Source organism: Phenylobacterium montanum (genome assembly GCF_018135625.1).
GTDB classification, from domain to species: domain Bacteria; phylum Pseudomonadota; class Alphaproteobacteria; order Caulobacterales; family Caulobacteraceae; genus Poindextera; species Poindextera montana.
In genome coordinates this window covers 4,662,598-4,675,337 of the sequence record NZ_CP073078.1, presented here as the reverse complement: position 1 = coordinate 4,675,337, position 12,740 = coordinate 4,662,598, and the positions used below count along the sequence as shown (strand labels likewise).

The following is a 12,740-nucleotide window of genomic DNA, read 5'->3' as shown; positions in this document are numbered from 1 at the left end:
TGATGCGCCGCCGCATCGGCGGGGCGCGACTGTAAGATTGAGGAGAGGCTGCGGACGGGTTCGCGGCCTCTCTTCGTATTGGGGCGCAGGCCCTCAGGCGGCCACGGCAAGGTCGGGACCTCGCCCGGCCTGCGGTTTACTCACCGCATAGCGGCCGGCAGTGTCGCCACAAATCGCCCGCCGCCGGGCTCGCCGGCGCAGGTGACCTGGCCGCCGTGGCGTTCGGCGATCTGGCGCACGATCGAAAGGCCCAGGCCCCAGCTACCGGCCGCCTCGGGGTGACCGCTGGGCCGGTAGAAGGGCTCGAACACCCGCTCGCATTCGGCCGGGGCGATGCCGGGCCCGTGGTCGCTGACGGTGAGGACGATCAAGCCGCCATCGGGCCCCGCGCGGCGGGCCAGTTCGATCTCCACCGGCGGGCGGCCGTGCTTGCTGGCGTTTTCCAGGAGGTTACGGATCAGCCGGCGCAGCAGGCGCGGGGAGCCCAGCACCTCAAAGGCGCCGTCCGCCGGATCGACCTGGCGGACCGTGGCCCCGACCCGGGCGGCCTCCTCGGCCGCAAGACCCAGGCAGTCGACCGCCTCGCGATCCGGCGCCGCCGGCCCATGGTCCAGGCGGCTGGCCAGCAGGATCTCCTCCACCAACCCGTCGAGCTCGGCGATATCCTCGACGATGGCTTGGCGCAGGCCGGGATCGGGGTTGGCGGCGAACATCTCGGTGGCCATGCGCAGGCGGGTCAGAGGCGAGCGCAGTTCGTGGCTGGCGTGGGCCAGGAGGGTCCTATGCGCCTTCAAGAGCGCCTCCACCCGATCGGCGGCGGCGTTGAAGCTCGCCGCGACCGCGGCGATGTCATCGGACCCGTCGACCCTGGCCCGTGTCGCCAGATCGCCCTGGCCCCAGGCGTCCAGGCTGGCCTTCAGGGCCTCCAGCCGCCGGGTCAGGCGCGAGACGATCGGATAGGCGGCCAGGCCCACGGTCGCGGCGATCGCCAGCGCCATGCCCAGCATGTGCGGGCCGCCGCGATGGTGGGCCATGCCAGGCGGGACGACCACCACCCGCCGCGGCTCGCCCATCAGATGCCACAGGGCCGCCATCAGCACCGCCATCAGCACCAGGCTGCCGAGGAAGGTGAGATAGACCCGCCAGAACAAGCCTCGCCGGAAGATCGACACCATTAGCCCTGGTCCTGCACACGGGCGAACAGGTAGCCGGAGCCGCGCACGGTGATGATCCGGCGGGGGTGGCCGGGGTCGTCCTCGATTGCGGCGCGGATGCGCGAGATGTGGACGTCGATCGAGCGGTCGAAGGCCTCCAGCTCGGCGCCCTTGACCAGGTCCATCAGCCGCTCGCGCGACATCACCTTGCCGGCCTGGTGGGCCAGGGCCAGCAAGAGGTCGAACTGGTAGGAGGTCAGGGCGACCTCGCCGCCGTCGATCCTGACCGCGCGCGAGCTCGGGTCGATCTCCAGCCGCCCGAAGCGCAAGGCGCCGCCGGCCAGGTCCTGCGGGCCGTGGCGGCGGCGCAGGATGGCTTTCAGCCGCGCATGCAGCTCGCGGGGATTGAACGGCTTGGGCAGGTAGTCGTCGGCGCCCATCTCCAGGCCGACGATGCGGTCGGTGTCCTCGCCGCGCGCCGAGAGCATCAGGATCGGCACGTCGGTCCTGGCCCTGAGGCGGCGGCAGACCTCCAGCCCGTCCATGTCCGGCAGCATGATGTCGAGGATCACCACGTCATAGCCCGGCTCGCCCGCCGGCCGCTCGGCCACGGCCCTGACCCCCGCCTCGCCGGTGTGGCGCGCGTCGATGGCGTAGCCGACCTGGGCCAGATAGGCGCGCACCATGTCGGCCAGCCGGACGTCGTCGTCGATCAACAGGATCCGGTCGGTCATCGGGTCTCCGGCCAATGGCAGGCGCCGCCCCAGGGCAAGCCGGGGGCGGCACGCAGCTCAGGATAGCGGCTTCGGCGCTAGTCGTGGTGATGATGTTCGGCGGCCATCACGGTCGCCAGCTTGGCGCGCTGGTCCGGGGTCAGCACCTCGGCGGCGTCGGCCATGGCCTGGACCATGGTCTTGCTGGCCTGGTCGATATCGGCGACGCGGGCGGCGCGCAGCTGCTCCAGCGCGGCCCGGTCGATGGTCGGGGCGGTCAGGAGCCGGTGCAGGTCGCCGTGGGTTGAGGCCAGCTTTTCGTGCACCGGGCCCATGGCCGCAAACCCGGTATGCAGGATCGACTCGATCCGCGCGGTCTGTTCCGGCGTGGCGTCGACCTCTTTCAGCATATGCTCGATATGCGCCTTGCCCATCTGGTGCATGCCGCCGTGCCCGCCCATGCCGTGGCCCATCTCCATCATGGCTATGGCCGAGGAGCCGGACATCACCAGCCCTCCGGCGACAAAGGTGGCGGCGAAGGCGGCGCCCAGCAGCAGACGGCGCAGGCCCTTGCCGAGGCTATTGGGCGCGGCCGGGCGGGTGGTTTCGTTGGTGTCGTTCATGGAGGGGTTCCTTTGGTTTTGCGGGTGGGACTAGGTCAGCCGGCGACGTGAGGACGGCGCGGGCCGGGGTCGGCGATGGCGGTCAGCTGCGGCAGGTTGGCCTGGGCCACAGCCTGGCGGATCGCGGTGTCGACGCATTGATGGAAGGCAGTCTGCTGGTCGATCTGGCGCACATCCGGCCGCCCGCCGCAGGCGAAAGCCGCGGCCGACTTGATGCGCCCTAGCAGGGCGGCCACGCCGGCCGGGTCGCCGGTGTTCAGGTCGGCATAGCCGATCGTGACGCTGACCCGTTCGGCGCCCTCTTGTGGGAACGCCGTCTGGGCGCCGGCCGGCGTGGCGAGGCCGAGGCCGACGGCCGCGAGCGCCAGGCCCAGCGTCCGGGCCGCACGAATACGGGATTTGGGGAGATCGATCATTCCAGGCCTCCTTCGCAGTCACCGAACCAGCCTGGGATCGCCGGTCCGGTTCGGGTGGTGTGATGTCACCCTAGCGAGGCGCCGTTTCGCGCGTTCGCGGCCTGTGTTGCTGTTTGTAAAGTTGCGGCGGGGCTATCGGCGTCCTGAACAGGTCGCTGCAGAAGACGGCCGGAACGGGCGGAGGCGATTTGCCCTGGAGGGACGGTCGACGAGAGGTCCGATCTGCCTGGGAACGACTGGTTTCTGGAGGCGGGTCAGAGGCAGTTCACGACCCTCCACTGCCGTTCGGAACGTCCGTTAGTTGGCATCCGGCTGAGTTTGCTGTGCGGTGAATGGCGTGGGCCGGCGGGGCGGGCCTAGACGGCCTTTGTAGGTGGAATGCCGTTCGGCAAAAGGTGGCCAAGAAGGAGTTTGAGCAATAGAGCCGGCTCAAACCATCCCATCGCACGTGTCGAGCCCACGCCAATCGTAATAGAAGACAGGACGACGAGGTAAGCTGAGAATGCAACGGGAGTCTTCAGGCGATCCGACACGCAAAGGATGACCGCCGAAGCGCCGACAAGGCCGACGCTGAAAATAAGAGCATACCGGCCGTCGAACGAGCTGCCTCGCATCAAGGTTGCAACCAGTATGACGTACGCCAAGTGCGGGGCGACGAAAGCAACGTGATGGACCCAATTCTGGCCGGGGCGGTGGTACCAGGCTCGTGTTGTTTGTGTCCCGTTGCAGACCGCGCCCCCCAGAACATCGAAACCAATCAGAGCGGCGATGCCGATCGAAATGACGGATGCGCCACTGGACGACATGAGCACGCCGGCAAGCAGGGAACCCAATACCGATCCCGCAAGGACAAGTAGGGTCTCGCCGGTCGTCATTCCTGGGCCGACGAGCCGGTCCCAGTATCCCAGGAGCCCAGTCCTTGGAATAAGTGCTGGCTCGGCTGTCACGGGGGCTCCGACTTTTAGGTACTGTCGGCCTGGATTTGGGGGCGGTCCCTCAACGTTGTCGAGTGTCTTCTTTTACGTACGTTCCGCAGGTCCGCCATCGACGCGAAAGCCAATGTCCGCAGTCCACCCCGTCCAGCCCTTCATCACGTCTGCTCTGGGCGTCGGAGCCCAAGGCGTCGCAGATGGGAGGTTGTTGGTCGCCCACGACCATGAGCGGCCGCCTCTAAAGCCCCGCCAATCCCGGCCGGAGGAAGCGGCGTGACCGCGGCGCCAGGCCCCTGCAGCTCCGACCTCGACGCTGCAAATGCCACCCTGCTCCGGCGCCGGGAACGCCTGACGGTCGCCGGTCAGCGACCTATCAAGGCGAGCGCGATCGGCTTCCATGCCGGCGTGACGTACAGCCATCCCGCGAGCAACAGACAGCCGCTGACCCAGGCCGCGCCCGCCATATAGGCCGGGTGCAGGCGGCGCCGCGTGACGAGGTCAAAAACGCCAATGCCAAGGATGAGCAGGCCATTGGCGAGGTAGACCTCCGCCATGAACGGCCAGAATCCATCGCCAAGCAGCTTGGTCATCGGCCCGCCAAGCCAGCGCGTGAACCCGGCGTCCACCATCGACAGGACCGCGAGCAGCATGAGGCGCTTGTGCGCTGGTCCATCGTCGCGCATCAAAATCGCAGCGCCCGCGGCTCCGGCGAACGCCACCATGTCCAGGAGCTGTACGCTGAAGAACGCCGGGTCGGCGTGCGGCGTACCCAGTTGTCTCCGGTCGACGACGACCGAGGTGATCACCCCGAGAGCGACCACGGCGACACAAAGAACGGCGCCCGCCAGCCCAAGCGCTCGATGCAGGTCTATACGCTTTGCGCGCACCAACAGCACCTGGGCTGTCAGCAGGATCAGCAAGCTTACAAAAACGGCGGCGTGGAAATGCACCACCAGCGGATAAGCCGGCATGTGCTTCTGAACATGCCGGATCACGTCCGGCACGAAACCCATCAGGATGAGGAACCAGATGAGCCCCAAATAACCAAGAAAGAAATTGCGGTCCCACCGATTATAGGGATCAAACCGCCCGGGCTTACCAGGCGCAATACGCTTAGCTTTCTGAATATATGCCGTTGTCATGCCCGCCCCCTGAAGCAGCATCACCTGCCATTTCCGACGCGTCAACAGTCCCTGCTCTGCAACTCGGCGACGCCCATCTCTCCGACTCTCGCGCTGGCTATTTCTGATTTTCACCCATCTTGCGCCTTCGGAACGTCCCCATTCCGGCAATCCCGCGGGCGCCGAAGCCAACGGGGCAGAACGACCCGCTGCGGACTTGCCGCGCTAGGCCGCCAGCCTCTCCTTCCGCATCCGCACGGTCGCGACGAGGCCGCTTTCCTGCCAGTCGTAGGACAGCGCGCCTCCCAGATCATGCGCGATGCTGCGCGAGATCAGCTTGCTCCCGAACCCATGCATGTCCGGGGCGCCTGAAATCGCCGGACCGCCGGTTTCGGCCCAGACGATGAACAAGTCGTCGTCATCCGTGGTGCTTGAGATATCGAGGATCCCACGTTCGGCCGATAAGGAGCCGTGCTTCACCGAATTGGTCGCCATCTCGTGGATGACCAGCGCCAGGGTGGTGGCGGTCCGCTCTCCGACGCCCATCCTCGGCACCGCGACCCGGATGCGGCCGGCGAAGGCGCCAGAATCGTCATAGGGCGCGAGCAGGACCGAGAACAGGTCGCCCAGCAGCGCCGCCTTGCCCTCATGACCCGGCAAGGGACGAACCAGGTCGTGGGCGCGCCCCAAGGCCGTGAGGCGTTCGGTCAGGACGCGGGCCATGTCGGCCGCCGAGGTCGTCGATCTCGCGGTGATATGTGTCAAACCCGTGGTGATCGCCAGCAGGTTCTTGACCCGATGGCTCATCTCGCCGGCGAGCAGCTCGTGGCCTTCCTCGGCCTGTTTGCGTCCGGTCACGTCCAGGAAGATGCCGAACATCACCCGATCGACGATCCCTTCATCGGCCCCCTTTCCGCGGGCCGAGATCCAGCGCACCTCGTCGCCATGCATGATGCGAAAGTCGATCTCGTACGGTCCGGCGACGGAGCGGGTCGCCGTAAAGGCCGCCCGCACTCGATCGCGGTCGGCCGGATGGATGTGGGCGGACAGCTCCTCGAAGGTGACCCCCTCCGACCAGGGCAGGCCCCACTGGCCGAAGGCGCGCCCGTCCATGGTCAAGCGACCCGTGTCGACCTGCCACGACCAGAGCGCGACATTGGCCGCCTCGATCGCCAGGCGCAAATGCTCCTGTCGCCAGACCAGGGAGGCCACATCCTGCGCGGGCAAACTATTGAACTCCCGAAAAAACCTTGCGGCCAGAACAGACGGCTGCGCGGCAGCTTGGTCACATCGCCGGCCTTTGGGCCAACAATATGTATCGGCGCGGACCAGGTCCGGCCGGCCTCCTGCTCTCCAACCTTCTAATCCGTTCGCAGCGTCCGCTTTCCGGCGGCCCCCGCGGACACCGGCGCGGGCGAGGAGCGGCCAACCGCGAAGCAGCCAGCAGGCCGCGCCCTCAGACCAGGCTGCCGCCGCCGTCGACCCGCACGATCTGGCCGGTCACGTAGGTGGCGCGCATCAGGTAGAGGTAGGCCTCGGCCGCCTCGTCGACCGTGCCGGCTCGGGGCAGCGGCAGGTTGGCGGTGAAGCCCTTGATCGTGGCCTCGCCCATGGTCTGGACCTGCTCGCTCATGATCAGGCCCAGGCAGACGGCGTTGACCCGGATCGGCGCCAGGTCGCGGGCGAGGCCCAGGGCCAGGCCCTCGGTGGTTTGGGCCGAGGCCGTGACCAGCGGCGCGCCCGGCATGGGCCGGTGCGCCAGCATGCCGCCGGTCAGGGTGATCGAACCGTCCTTGGATATCTGGCGGGTCGCGTGCTTGGCGGCGCGGGCCGCGCCCCAGAACCGGACCTCCATCCGGGCCTTGCTGGCCTCGACGTCGAGGTCGCGGGTCGGGCCGAACATGTGGCCCCAGTCGCCGGCGGTGAAGACCAGATGGTCGAACGGTCCAGCCGCGTCGAAGAAGGCGGCGACCGAAGCCTCGTCCTTCACGTCCACGGTCTGGCCCTTCGCGCCCCGGCCGAGCTTCTCCGCCGCCGCCTCGATCCGCGGCGCCTGGCTGGAGCCGACGACCACCTGGGCCCCGGCCTCGAGCGCCGCGGCGGCCACCGCAAAGCCGACGCCCGAAGCGCCGCCGATCACCACGACCTTTGCACCGTCGAGCTTCGCCATGACGCGTTCCCTCTTTTGCGATGGGAGTCAGGTAGTCCCGCCGGCCGCCGGGGAAAAGGGCGAAGCCTATACCAGTAAGGATGCTACCCCCGACGCCGAGCCTTGACGAATCCCCGGAAGAATGTTCCTATTTGTCACATCATGCATCTGTCCGAACCCTCCGATTTCGACGACGCCTGCGCGGCGGACCCCGTGTCCGCGGCGGCGATGGCGCGTGGGGTGGCGGAGCGGCAGGTGGCGTTTCTGGATCGGCTGGCGGAAGCCGGGACAAGGATGGCCGAGGCCCTGGCGCAGAGGACGGTCGAGGAGGCGGCTGGCGGCGCGGATGTCGAGGGGCTGGACCGGGCGTTCCAGAAGGTCACCCGGGCGGTGCGGCTGACGCTCGCCTTGCAGACCAAGGCGATCAAGGACCTGGCGGCGCTGGAGGCTGGGCAGGCCCCCGCGGCTGCTGTTGCGGCTGTAGCGGCGGAAGACCCGCTGGAGCGGCGTCGCCGGCGGATCGCGCGGGTCGTCAATCGGGTGGTGGCGGCCGACGAGGCCACGGCCTGGAAGGCTGAGCGGCTCTGTGGGCGGGTCTGGGAGCGGCTGAGCGACGAGGACATCTATGGCGATGTGCTCTCCAAGCCGATCGGCGTGGTGATCGAGATGATCTGCCGGGATCTGGAGATCCCGGTGAACTGGGTGCATCTGGCCAGGGAGGCCTGGGCGGTTCAGGAGATGGCGAATGGCGACGAGACTTCGCCGTTCGTGGCGCCGGATGGGGCCTATGTGCGGCTGTTTCGGCCGCCGCCGATGGCGGGAGCGCCCTGATTTCCGCCGCCGCGCGGCGCCCCGAACATGCATATACGCCGCAAGATCATCTACGTGCTTTGGTATCAAGCGCGACAATATGCACGACTAGGTTTTGCCCATGGACCTGCGCTAAGCTGCGGCGGAAGGAGCCTTCCGCATGCCGGCATCGGCCTGTCTTCGCATCGTGCTCGACATCAATGACGAGCAGTTCGCCAAGCTGGACGCCCTCGGCCCGCTGGTGACCAAGGTCACCGGCGCCTTCCTGGAATCCCGCTGGCCCTGGCCGAAGCGATTCCAGGCCCTGACCGCCTTCAGCTTCATGCTGACCGATCCCAAGGCGGACGACGTGGACGTCTCCCGGCTGGAGCGCCTGGCGGAAGAGCTGCAGCTGAAACTGTTCGGCACCAGCTCCGGCGGCGACGTGACCCTGTTGCTGCACGACGGCGACGCCGCGGACACGGCCGCCTTCGTCAAGGCCGACAACGGGGCGATGCGCCGGCTGGCCTCCACCCCGACGCCGCCGACGCCGTTCGGCGGCCGGTTGATGAAGATCGCGGCCGATGCGCCGCCGGGCCGGGCTCTGCAGTGGGAGCCGCTGGTGCTGGCGCGGCCGGCGGGCTGGAGCGCGCCCGAGAAAGGCCCAGCGGAGGTCCGGCTCGAATTCCGCGGCGTCTATCTGACCGCGCGCCAGAGCTTCATCGGCGACGGCCTGTTCGCCAATCCCGCCGGTTCGATCAATCCCTCGAGCCTGGTCGATGGCCCGGACCAGCTGCCCGCCGCCGAGCCCATGGCCTTTGACCTCGCCTGCCTCGACGCCGGCGTTCGGCTGCTGAAAGCGGCGCCGATCTCGGGAACCCTGTTCCTGCCGCTCTGCTATTCGTCGCTGCTGCGCCAGTCGGCCAGCGGCGGCTATGCGGATCGCTTCACGCAGCTGGCCGCCAGCAGCGGCGGTCAGGTCGCCGCGACCATCTATGACGTGCCGCGCACCCTGAACTTCCACCTGTTCGGCCAGCTGAAGCACCTGAAGGAGAAGTGCTTCGCCCACCTCGACCTGCACGTCGCCGATCCGGCTTTCGAGGTCGAGAGCCTGCCCGCCGGGCTGGTTTCCAGCGTGACCCTTCGCCTGCCGGAGGGCGAGGAGCGCGTCCGCCTAGCGGCCCTGAAGCGCTTCATGGAGCGTCGCGAGACCTTCAAGCGCCAGAAGATCTGGCCCGCGGTGACGAATGTGCGGACCCATGGCGAGGTGCAGGCCTGCCTGCGGGAAAAGGCCCTGTTTATCTCCGGCATGGGGGTCTGCGGGCCGCGGCCGGCGCCGGTCGGCATCCTCACCTGTCACATGGAGCGGCTGCCGATCCTGGCCCAGGCCGCCTGAGCGGGATGGCTCAGGGCTCCCTGAGCTGCTCCACCTGCTCGGGATGATCCACGCTCATCACCCCGCCCCAGCCGATCACGCCGCGGACACGGATCAGGCGGCTGGCCATCGCTTGTGGGGAGATCCCGCCGGCGCGCAGGACAGGCAGGTCCTTGGGCGCGATCACCACCGCGAAGCCGGCCGGATCGGGGCTGAAGTCGAGGAAGGTGCCGGACTTGCCCTCGGTGACCGCCAGGACGCGGCCCTCGACGATCTGGAAGCCGTGCTGGGCTGCGCCGACCTCGTTCGGCAGCAAGACCTTGTAGTCGGGCATGGCCCAGAGGCCGGCGCCCTTGGCCCGGGCGCGCGCCTCGTCCGCCAGCATGGCCGAGGCCAGGGCGCGGTTGTCGGCGAAGGTCCAGACCCGCGCCCAGCCGGCGCGCAGGAGCTCGCCCTGCAGCCAGGCCTGGTCCTTGAGCCGGCGCACCTGGGCCAGGGCGCGGCCATAGGGGTCGCGCTTGGCGCCGCCATAGTAGAGGGCCACCATCTGCCCCTGGGCCAGGCCGGCCAGGGCCGCCCGGGCCTGGTCGAAGCCGGGATCGCCGAGCCGGGGGGCGGCCAGGCCGACCAGGCGCACCACCAGGCCGTTGTCGAGCACGAGGACATCGCCCGAGCGCACCTCGACCACCCGCCCGCGCTCGCCCGCGGCCAGCCGGTCGAGGCGCCGGCCTTCGCCACAGCCGGTGAGCAGCGGCGCGCTCAAGGCCAGGGCTGCGAGGCTCACGACCAGGTCCCTGCGGCGCGCCATGGCTTCTCCTGACAAAGGCCCTCGGCCTCAGGTAGCCTGAGCCGCCGATCCTTTCCAGCACGGGTTTCCCAAGCCCGGCCCGTCCTATATCCAGGCGGCGAACAAGCGAAACCTACGGAGCCGCCATGAGACGCGCCGCCATCGTCAGCCCCCTGCGCACCCCGGTCGCCAAGTTCCTGGGCGCGTTCTCGACCGTCTCGGCCATCGACCTGGCCGCCACCGTGGTCCGCGCGGTGGTGGAGCGCACGGGGATCGACCCAATGCTGATCGACGACGTGGTGTTCGCCCAGAGCTACGCCAACGGCGAGGCGCCCTGCATCGGCCGCTGGGCGGCCCTGGCCGCGGGCCTGCCGATCGAGGTGCCGGGCATGCAGCTCGACCGCCGCTGCGGCGGGGGCCTGACCGCCATCACCACCGCGGCGATGATGGTGCAGACCGGCGCGGCCGACGTGGTCATCGCAGGGGGCGCCGAGAGCATGAGCAATGTCGAGTACTACACCACCGCGATGCGCGGCGGCGCGCGCTCGGGCTCGGTGACCCTCTATGACCGCCTGGAGCGCGGGCGCGAACGCTCGCAGCCGGTGGAGCGGTTCGGCCATATCTCCGGCATGATCGAGACCGCCGAGAACCTCGGCCGCGAATACCAGATCACCCGCGAGGACAGCGACGCCTACGCCGCCGAGAGCCATGTGCGCGCCGCCGCCGCCTGGGCCGCCGGCAAGTTCGACGACGAGCTGGTCCCGGTGAAGGTTCCCCAGCGCAAGGGCGATCCGATCGTCGTCGCCAGGGACGAGGGCGTGCGCGCCGACGCCACGGCGGCGAGCATGGCGGCGCTGCGCCCGATCATGAAGGACGGCGTCGTCACCGCCGGCAACGCCAGCCAGCAGAACGACGCCGGCGCCGCCTGCCTGATCGTGGCCGAGGACAAGCTGGCCGAGCTGGGCCTCGAGCCCATGGGCTTCCTGGTCGGCTGGGCCGCGGCCGGCTGTCACCCCGCGACCATGGGCATCGGCCCGGTGCCGGCGGTGGAGCGCCTGTTCGCCCGCACCGGCCATTCGTGGAAGGACGTCGACCTGGTCGAACTCAACGAGGCCTTCGCCACCCAGGTGCTGGCGGTCCTGAAGGGCTGGAACTGGGATGAGCGCGACAAGCTGAACGTCAACGGCTCGGGCATTTCGCTCGGCCACCCGATCGCCGCCACCGGCGGGCGCATCCTGGCCAGCCTGCTGCACGAGCTGAAGCGCCGCGGCGGCCGCTATGGCCTGGAGACCATGTGCGTCGGCGGCGGCCAGGGCGTGGCGGCGCTGTTCGAGGCGGCCTAACCGGCCTCCGCCGCTTCGCGGGTCTCGTAGACATGGTCGACGAGGCCCCAGGCCTTGGCCTCCTCGGCGGTCATGAAGTTGTCGCGGTCGAGGGCCCGTTCGGCCTCCTCGGTCGTGCGGCCGCAGTGCTTGGCGTAGAGCTCGATCATCCGCCGCTTGGTGTAGAGCACGTTCTCGGCGTGGCGCTCGATGTCCGAGGCCTTGCCCTGGAAGCCGCCCGAGGGCTGGTGCAGCATGATCGAGGCGTTGGGCAGGGCGATGCGCTGGCCCGGCGCCCCGGCCATCAAGAGGAACGAGCCCATCGAGGCGGCGAAGCCCATGCACACGGTCGAGACCGGGCTCTTGATGTACTGCAGGGTGTCGTAGATGGCGAAGCCTGCCGTCACCACCCCGCCCGGCGAGTTGATGTAGATCGCGATCTCCTTCTTCGGGTTCTCCGATTCCAGGAACAGCAGCTGGGCGCAGATGGTCGCCGCCATGCCGTCCTCGACCGGGCCGTTGAGGAAGATGATCCGCTCGCGCAGCAGGCGGGAATAGATGTCGAAGGCCCGCTCGCCGCGGCTCGACTCTTCGATCACCATCGGCACGAGGTTCATGTTCACGCCGCCCATTTCAGCGCTCCGGCGCAAAGGGTCATGCCGCTGCGGGGCTTGCGATAGGCCGCCAGGCTCACCACCTTGGCCGTGGAGAAGCCGCTGTGGGTGACGACGAGGCGCGATCCGCCGGCGGCGTTTTCGCTGACCTCGAACAGCACTTCGGTCTCAAGCCGCCCGTCATCGCCGCGCCAGGCGTAGCGGACGCTGCGGCCCGGTTCAGCCTCAAGCGGTTCGCAGTCGATCGGTCCGGCGTGCTCAGGTCCGACCTCGGCCGGCGCCAGCCAGGCGGCCAGCAGTTCGGGCTCGGCCAGGGCGCGCCAGACCTGCTCGACCGGGGCGTCCAGTTCGACCTCGAAGGCGAGGCTGTCCTGGTCCGGCTCTGCGTTCGCCGTCATGGGTCCATCTCCTTGAGCAGGCCCTTCAGGCGCTCGATGCGCTCGGGCCAGAAGCTGCGATAGCGGTCGATCCAGTCGACCAGGGGCGCCAGGCCCGCCGGGTCGACGCGGTAATAGGAGAAGCGCCCCTCGCGCCGCTCGGTCACCAGGCCGGCGCCGCGCAGGGCGGCCAGGTGCTGGGAGATGGCGGGCTGGGAGATGGGAAACCCCGCCTTCAGCTCGCCGACGCTCATCTCGCCATCGGCCAGGCGCTCGAACACGGCGCGGCGGGTGGGATCGGCCAGGGCGCGGAAGATGTCGGCGGAAAGCATGGCCATTATATAAGTGCATACTTATTTGTTTGACAA

15 protein-coding genes are annotated in these 12,740 nt (G+C 68.9%); 3 read left to right on the top strand and 12 right to left on the bottom strand.

The annotated features are described in order from the left end of the window. Positions 1-140 precede the first annotated feature (140 nt). The 8 genes from KCG34_RS21315 to KCG34_RS21280 form a co-directional block, all read right to left on the bottom strand. The gene (locus KCG34_RS21315; RefSeq protein ID WP_211937613.1) at positions 141-1,175 is read right to left on the bottom strand and encodes a sensor histidine kinase; all 1,035 of its coding nucleotides are present in this window, start codon (positions 1,173-1,175) and stop codon (positions 141-143) included. Continuing rightward, a complete protein-coding gene (locus tag KCG34_RS21310; RefSeq protein ID WP_211937612.1) occupies positions 1,175-1,888 on the bottom strand; it encodes a response regulator in 714 nt (237 codons plus the stop codon). The genes KCG34_RS21315 and KCG34_RS21310 overlap by 1 nt, the downstream gene beginning before the upstream one ends. Before the next feature lie 77 nt (positions 1,889-1,965). Continuing rightward, positions 1,966-2,490, bottom strand: coding sequence for a Spy/CpxP family protein refolding chaperone (locus tag KCG34_RS21305; RefSeq protein WP_211937611.1), 525 nt, complete (start codon positions 2,488-2,490; stop codon positions 1,966-1,968). Between the two features lie 35 nt (positions 2,491-2,525). Beyond that, positions 2,526-2,906: a UrcA family protein gene (locus KCG34_RS21300; RefSeq protein ID WP_211937610.1), complete on the bottom strand. Its 381-nt coding sequence runs from the start codon at positions 2,904-2,906 to the stop codon at positions 2,526-2,528. Positions 2,907-3,262: 356 nt separating this feature from the next. Continuing rightward, positions 3,263-3,781 carry a hypothetical protein gene (locus KCG34_RS21295; protein WP_211937609.1) on the bottom strand — a complete coding sequence of 173 codons (519 nt, stop codon included), beginning with the start codon at positions 3,779-3,781 and terminating at the stop codon, positions 3,263-3,265. Between the two features lie 419 nt (positions 3,782-4,200). Continuing rightward, positions 4,201-5,004 carry a hypothetical protein gene (locus KCG34_RS21290; protein ID WP_211937608.1) on the bottom strand — a complete coding sequence of 268 codons (804 nt, stop codon included), beginning with the start codon at positions 5,002-5,004 and terminating at the stop codon, positions 4,201-4,203. Positions 5,005-5,184: 180 nt separating this feature from the next. Beyond that, on the bottom strand, positions 5,185-6,186 hold the full coding sequence (locus KCG34_RS21285) for a sensor histidine kinase (protein WP_249138104.1): 1,002 nt from the start codon (positions 6,184-6,186) through the stop codon (positions 5,185-5,187). A gap of 229 nt (positions 6,187-6,415) precedes the next feature. Beyond that, on the bottom strand, positions 6,416-7,129 hold the full coding sequence (locus KCG34_RS21280) for an SDR family oxidoreductase (RefSeq protein WP_211937607.1): 714 nt from the start codon (positions 7,127-7,129) through the stop codon (positions 6,416-6,418). A 141-nt stretch (positions 7,130-7,270) separates the two neighbouring features. Between KCG34_RS21280 and KCG34_RS21275 the strand changes: the two genes are divergently transcribed. Next, positions 7,271-7,939 (top strand): hypothetical protein, encoded by a 669-nt coding sequence (locus KCG34_RS21275; protein ID WP_211937606.1) that lies wholly within the window; start codon positions 7,271-7,273, stop codon positions 7,937-7,939. A gap of 139 nt (positions 7,940-8,078) precedes the next feature. Further along, positions 8,079-9,293, top strand: a complete 1,215-nt coding sequence (locus KCG34_RS21270) for a hypothetical protein (RefSeq protein WP_211937605.1) — start codon at positions 8,079-8,081, stop codon at positions 9,291-9,293. Positions 9,294-9,303: 10 nt separating this feature from the next. Here the strand turns inward: KCG34_RS21270 and KCG34_RS21265 are convergent, their stop codons facing one another. Next, complete coding sequence (locus KCG34_RS21265; RefSeq protein ID WP_211937604.1) at positions 9,304-10,080, bottom strand: thermonuclease family protein; 777 nt, start codon at positions 10,078-10,080, stop codon at positions 9,304-9,306. A 125-nt stretch (positions 10,081-10,205) separates the two neighbouring features. Here KCG34_RS21265 and KCG34_RS21260 point away from each other — a divergent pair, with 125 nt between their 5' ends. Further along, complete coding sequence (locus KCG34_RS21260) at positions 10,206-11,402, top strand: acetyl-CoA C-acetyltransferase (protein ID WP_211937603.1); 1,197 nt, start codon at positions 10,206-10,208, stop codon at positions 11,400-11,402. On the opposite strand, the gene KCG34_RS21255 is transcribed toward KCG34_RS21260, so the two are convergent. From KCG34_RS21255 to KCG34_RS21245, 3 genes are read right to left on the bottom strand one after another with little or no spacing between them, the layout of a single operon-like run. Next, positions 11,399-12,013, bottom strand: coding sequence for an ATP-dependent Clp protease proteolytic subunit (locus KCG34_RS21255; protein WP_211937602.1), 615 nt, complete (start codon positions 12,011-12,013; stop codon positions 11,399-11,401). The two genes, KCG34_RS21260 and KCG34_RS21255, sit on opposite strands and share 4 nt — an antisense overlap. Continuing rightward, on the bottom strand, positions 12,001-12,393 hold the full coding sequence (locus KCG34_RS21250) for an SRPBCC family protein (RefSeq protein ID WP_211937601.1): 393 nt from the start codon (positions 12,391-12,393) through the stop codon (positions 12,001-12,003). Before KCG34_RS21250 ends, KCG34_RS21255 begins: the two co-directional genes overlap by 13 nt. Continuing rightward, positions 12,390-12,710: an ArsR/SmtB family transcription factor gene (locus tag KCG34_RS21245; protein ID WP_211937600.1), complete on the bottom strand. Its 321-nt coding sequence runs from the start codon at positions 12,708-12,710 to the stop codon at positions 12,390-12,392. The genes KCG34_RS21250 and KCG34_RS21245 overlap by 4 nt, the downstream gene beginning before the upstream one ends. Positions 12,711-12,740 lie beyond the last annotated feature (30 nt).

Bases quoted from the DNA above. Each gene is read 5' to 3' on its own strand.
- KCG34_RS21250 (WP_211937601.1), bottom strand. From the start codon at position 12,393: ATGACGGCGAACGCAGAGCCGGACCAGGACAGCCTCGCCTTCGAGGTC.
- KCG34_RS21245 (WP_211937600.1), bottom strand. From the start codon at position 12,710: ATGGCCATGCTTTCCGCCGACATCTTCCGCGCCCTGGCCGATCCCACC.
- KCG34_RS21255 (WP_211937602.1), bottom strand. From the start codon at position 12,013: ATGGGCGGCGTGAACATGAACCTCGTGCCGATGGTGATCGAAGAGTCG.
- KCG34_RS21295 (WP_211937609.1), bottom strand. From the start codon at position 3,781: ATGACGACCGGCGAGACCCTACTTGTCCTTGCGGGATCGGTATTGGGT.
- KCG34_RS21305 (WP_211937611.1), bottom strand. From the start codon at position 2,490: ATGAACGACACCAACGAAACCACCCGCCCGGCCGCGCCCAATAGCCTC.
- KCG34_RS21280 (WP_211937607.1), bottom strand. From the start codon at position 7,129: ATGGCGAAGCTCGACGGTGCAAAGGTCGTGGTGATCGGCGGCGCTTCG.
- KCG34_RS21300 (WP_211937610.1), bottom strand. From the start codon at position 2,906: ATGATCGATCTCCCCAAATCCCGTATTCGTGCGGCCCGGACGCTGGGC.
- KCG34_RS21275 (WP_211937606.1), top strand. From the start codon at position 7,271: ATGCATCTGTCCGAACCCTCCGATTTCGACGACGCCTGCGCGGCGGAC.
- KCG34_RS21265 (WP_211937604.1), bottom strand. From the start codon at position 10,080: ATGGCGCGCCGCAGGGACCTGGTCGTGAGCCTCGCAGCCCTGGCCTTG.
- KCG34_RS21260 (WP_211937603.1), top strand. From the start codon at position 10,206: ATGAGACGCGCCGCCATCGTCAGCCCCCTGCGCACCCCGGTCGCCAAG.
- KCG34_RS21315 (WP_211937613.1), bottom strand. From the start codon at position 1,175: ATGGTGTCGATCTTCCGGCGAGGCTTGTTCTGGCGGGTCTATCTCACC.
- KCG34_RS21310 (WP_211937612.1), bottom strand. From the start codon at position 1,888: ATGACCGACCGGATCCTGTTGATCGACGACGACGTCCGGCTGGCCGAC.
- KCG34_RS21270 (WP_211937605.1), top strand. From the start codon at position 8,079: ATGCCGGCATCGGCCTGTCTTCGCATCGTGCTCGACATCAATGACGAG.